Raw genomic sequence first — 3,580 nt, 5'->3', positions numbered from 1 at the left:
CTGGCCGCCGTCGAAGAACTGCGCGTACGGCATCGGGGAGCGGTTGTAGAGGGACGAGCGGTGGTCCTTGTGGCGGAGATAGACGCGGTGGGTGCCGGTGCGGGTCTCGTAGCCGTCGCGGCCCGAGCGGATGGGTACGGGGGCGTAGAGCACGCGCTTGCCCTGCTGCACCCACATCAGCTGGCGGGCGAGATCCACGCAGGCCACCCGGTGGGAGCCGGTCGGGCAGCGGCGGGCGGCGTTGGGGTTGCGGGCGGCCCGGGCGACCAGCGTCATGCGGTACGCCGGGTAGCCGGCGTAGCCGTTCGCCGGGACGAGGCCGCTGCGGGCCTGGAAGGCGCTGATCGCCTCGCAGTCGGCGGGCGACTGGCGGCCGTCCTCCGGGAGTTTCAGGTGGCGTTCCAGCTGCCGCTGGTACGGACCCGTCCCGGCCGTACAGGACGAGAGGCCGCCCGCCGCTGCCGGGGAGGCCGTCGCGGCCAGGACGCCCGTCGCCGCTGGGGAGGCCGTCGCCGCCAGGACGGCCGCCGCTGTCACCACACGCCACATCCAGTTGGTCCTCATGGGGCCAGCAAAACCGGGGTGGGGCGTGCGGTGAGGGGCGGGCTGAGCCGAACGGCGGCCCGCTTGCCCCCTACCGGGTACGTCAGCTCTTGGTCAGCACCCGCACCGGCTCCCCCGCCAGGTACGCAGCGATGTCCTGCACCGCCTCCCCGTAGAACGTCCGGTAATTGCGCTCGGTGACGTACCCGAGGTGCGGGGTCGCGAGGACGTTCGGGAGGGTGCGCAGCGGGTCGTCGGCGGGGAGGGGTTCCGTGTCGAAGACGTCGAGGCCGGCTCCGGCGATCCAGTGCTCGCGCAGGGCGCGGATCAGGGCGTCCCGGTCGACGATCGCGGCGCGGGAGGTGTTGACGAGGTACGCGTGGGGGCGCATCGCGCGCAGTTCGGGTTCGCCGAGGAGGCCGCGGGTGCGGTCGGACAGGACGAGGTGGATCGAGACGAAGTCGCTGCGGGACAGCAGGTCCTCCTTGGAGGCGGCGAGCTGTGCTCCGGCGTCCGCGGCGCGCTGCGCCGTCAGGTTCTGGCTCCAGGCGAGGACGTCCATGCCGAACGCCGTGGCGACGCGGGCGACCTGGCTGCCGAGGCGGCCGAGTCCGAGGAGGCCCAGGGTGCGGCCGGCGAGGTCCTGGCCGACGGTCGACTGCCAGGGGCCGTTCTCGCGCAGGGCCCGCGCCTCGGTGGTGAGGTGGCGCGCGAGGCCCAGGAGCAGGGCCCAGGTGAGTTCGGCGGGCGGGGTCGCGCTGCTCGCCGTACCGCAGACGGTGACGCCCTGTCCGGCCGCCGCCGTGAGGTCGATGGACGCGTTGCGCATGCCCGTCGTCACCAGGAGCCGCAGCTTCGGGAGCCGCTTCAGGAGGGCGGCGTCGAAGGGGGTGCGTTCGCGCATGGCCACGACGATCTCGCAGTCGGCGAGTTCGCGGGCCAGGCGGTCTCGGTCGGTGATGTTCTCGCGGAGGGTGCGGACGTCGACCTGGCCGGCGAGGGGGCTCCAGTCCGCCGAGGCCAGGGCCACGTCCTGGTAGTCGTCGAGTACGGCGCAGCGGAGGGGCATGCGGGGGGTCATGCGGGGTCCTGCCTTTCCTGCGGGCCACAGGGTGATCAGCGTACCGACGGGCCCGGTGGGGGTCCGCTGCGGGCGGCCGGGCAGGTCAGCGGTCGTAGGCGAGCCGCGCCGTGCGCGGGACCGGGCCGAACGTGCCGCTGTGGAAGTCCGCGAACGCCTTCCTGATCTCCTGCTCGCTGTTCATGACGAACGGGCCGCCGAGGGCGACGGGTTCACGCAGGGGTGTGCCGCTGTAGATCATGACGCGGGCGGGGCGGTCGGGGTCGGTGGCCTTGAGGTGGAGGGTCGTGGCGGCGGGGCCCGCGACGGGGTCGGACCAGCCGGTGCGGCCCGCGCGCAGCTCTCGGCCCGCGACGAGGAGGCGGCCGTCCATGACGTGCGCGAACAGGCGGTGTTCCGGCGGGACGTCGAGCGTGTACGAGGACTCGGGGTCGAGGGTCGCGACCAGGCCCTGGACCGGGTGGTGGGTGTCGGCGGCGCCGGTGACGCCGTCCACGGTGCCCGCGTGGACGTCGATGCGGACGCCCGGGGTCTCGATACGGGGCATCGCCGCGCGGGTGAGGTCCTGGTAGCGGGAGGGGGTCAGCTTCTTCGCCGCGGGGAGGTTGAGCCACATCTGGAGGACGTGCGCATGTTCGTCGCGGTAGGCGAGTTCGCGGTGGATGATGCCGCGTCCGGCGGTCATCCACTGGACCTCGCCGGGTTCCAGGGCTCCCGCGTGGCCGAGGTTGTCGCCGTGTTCGAGGACGCCGCCGACGACGGTCGTGACGGTCTCCAGGCCCCGGTGCGGGTGCCACTCGAAGCCCGGCGCCGAGAACCGGTCCTCGACCAGGGCCAGGAACGGGTCGGTGAGCGCGGGGTCGGTGGGGACGAAGACGAGCGCCTTGTCGTCGACCTGCGCGTCGGGGCCGAGGTGCTGCTTCTCGGTGACGCGGTTGATGATCCGTTCCATGGGGGCTCCCGGCAGACGAGCGGCGCGGCGGACCCACGCCGAACTCCATGACACATCATCCAATATATATGACCTGTCATTCACTCCACTACGCTGGCCCCATGACGCAGTGGCTCACGAACGAGGAACTCCTCGCCTGGCACGGACTGATGCAGCTCAGCTCCCGCCTCCAGACAGACCTGGGACGCCAGCTCCAGGACGACCACGGGATCTCCGTCGCGGACTACGAGGTGCTCGGGCGGCTGCACGACGCCGGCACAGGCGTACGGGCCAGGGATCTCGGCGCGTCACTGAACTGGGAACAGAGCCGCGTCTCCCATCAGCTCGCGCGCATGCAGCGCCGGGGGCTGGTCGAGCGGGGCGACTGCGAGACGGACCGCCGAGGGGTCACGTTCCGGCTGACCGAGGCCGGCCGCACCACTCTGGAAGCGGCGGCACCCGGACACGTGGACACGGTCCGGGCACTCGTCTTCAACGCCCTGTCCCCGGAACAGGTGACCCAACTGGCCGAGCTGACGGGGCACTTGATGCGGCACGTCGACACGTGCCCGCTGGCGGACTCGCATCGGGCGGCGGTGCGGGCCTCGCAGACGTAGGGGGTCGCTCTAGGACGGCAGGGTCGCGAGGAGGCCCACGGTCTCCGCGAGGGCCCCCGGCTGGCCGAGGGCCTGGAAGTCGGCCTCCACGTCCGCGAGCCGCAGAACGCCCCGGCGGATCGCGTGGTAGCGGACCAGCGACCACACGTACACGTCGAGGTTGTCGAACTGGGTGTCCTCCTCGATGGCCTCCTCCTCGTGGGACCAGACGGCGACCTTGCCGTCGGTGAGGACGACGTAGTAGTTGCCGCCGCCGTCGGCGCCGACGGACCAGACGTCGTCGTCGGTGAGTTCGGTCTCGTGGTCGGTGTCGAGGATCTGGCAGTCGTTCTCGGCGAACTCGAAGGCGTACGACCAGTCGTGGATGTCGAGGAAGGCGGGCCGCATGCCCGCCTTCCTCGACATCCA

Annotated in this window: 5 protein-coding genes; 1 reads left to right on the top strand and 4 read right to left on the bottom strand. The window is 72.1% G+C overall.

Translation table 11 applies throughout. The features are described from left to right. The 3 genes from AOK24_RS40585 to AOK24_RS40575 all read right to left on the bottom strand — a co-directional run. Positions 1 to 564: L,D-transpeptidase (locus AOK24_RS40585; protein WP_240554358.1), on the bottom strand; the 564-nt coding region annotated here is incomplete at its 3' end. An 82-nt stretch (positions 565 to 646) separates the two neighbouring features. Further along, positions 647 to 1,612, bottom strand: coding sequence for a D-2-hydroxyacid dehydrogenase family protein (locus AOK24_RS40580; RefSeq protein ID WP_055724919.1), 966 nt, complete (start codon positions 1,610 to 1,612; stop codon positions 647 to 649). 97 nt (positions 1,613 to 1,709) lie between these two features. After that, positions 1,710 to 2,576 (bottom strand): pirin family protein, encoded by an 867-nt coding sequence (locus AOK24_RS40575; RefSeq protein ID WP_055724917.1) that lies wholly within the window; start codon positions 2,574 to 2,576, stop codon positions 1,710 to 1,712. Positions 2,577 to 2,677: 101 nt separating this feature from the next. Here AOK24_RS40575 and AOK24_RS40570 point away from each other — a divergent pair, with 101 nt between their 5' ends. After that, positions 2,678 to 3,172: a MarR family winged helix-turn-helix transcriptional regulator gene (locus AOK24_RS40570; RefSeq protein WP_055724916.1), complete on the top strand. Its 495-nt coding sequence runs from the start codon at positions 2,678 to 2,680 to the stop codon at positions 3,170 to 3,172. 9 nt (positions 3,173 to 3,181) lie between these two features. On the opposite strand, the gene AOK24_RS40565 is transcribed toward AOK24_RS40570, so the two are convergent. Beyond that, positions 3,182 to 3,580 (bottom strand): hypothetical protein (locus AOK24_RS40565; protein ID WP_055724915.1); only part of this gene is annotated, 399 nt, incomplete at its 5' end.

This window comes from Streptomyces niveiscabiei, assembly GCF_001419795.1.
In the GTDB taxonomy this organism is placed as follows: domain Bacteria; phylum Actinomycetota; class Actinomycetes; order Streptomycetales; family Streptomycetaceae; genus Streptomyces; species Streptomyces niveiscabiei.
This window is presented reverse-complemented; position numbering and strand designations above follow the sequence as displayed.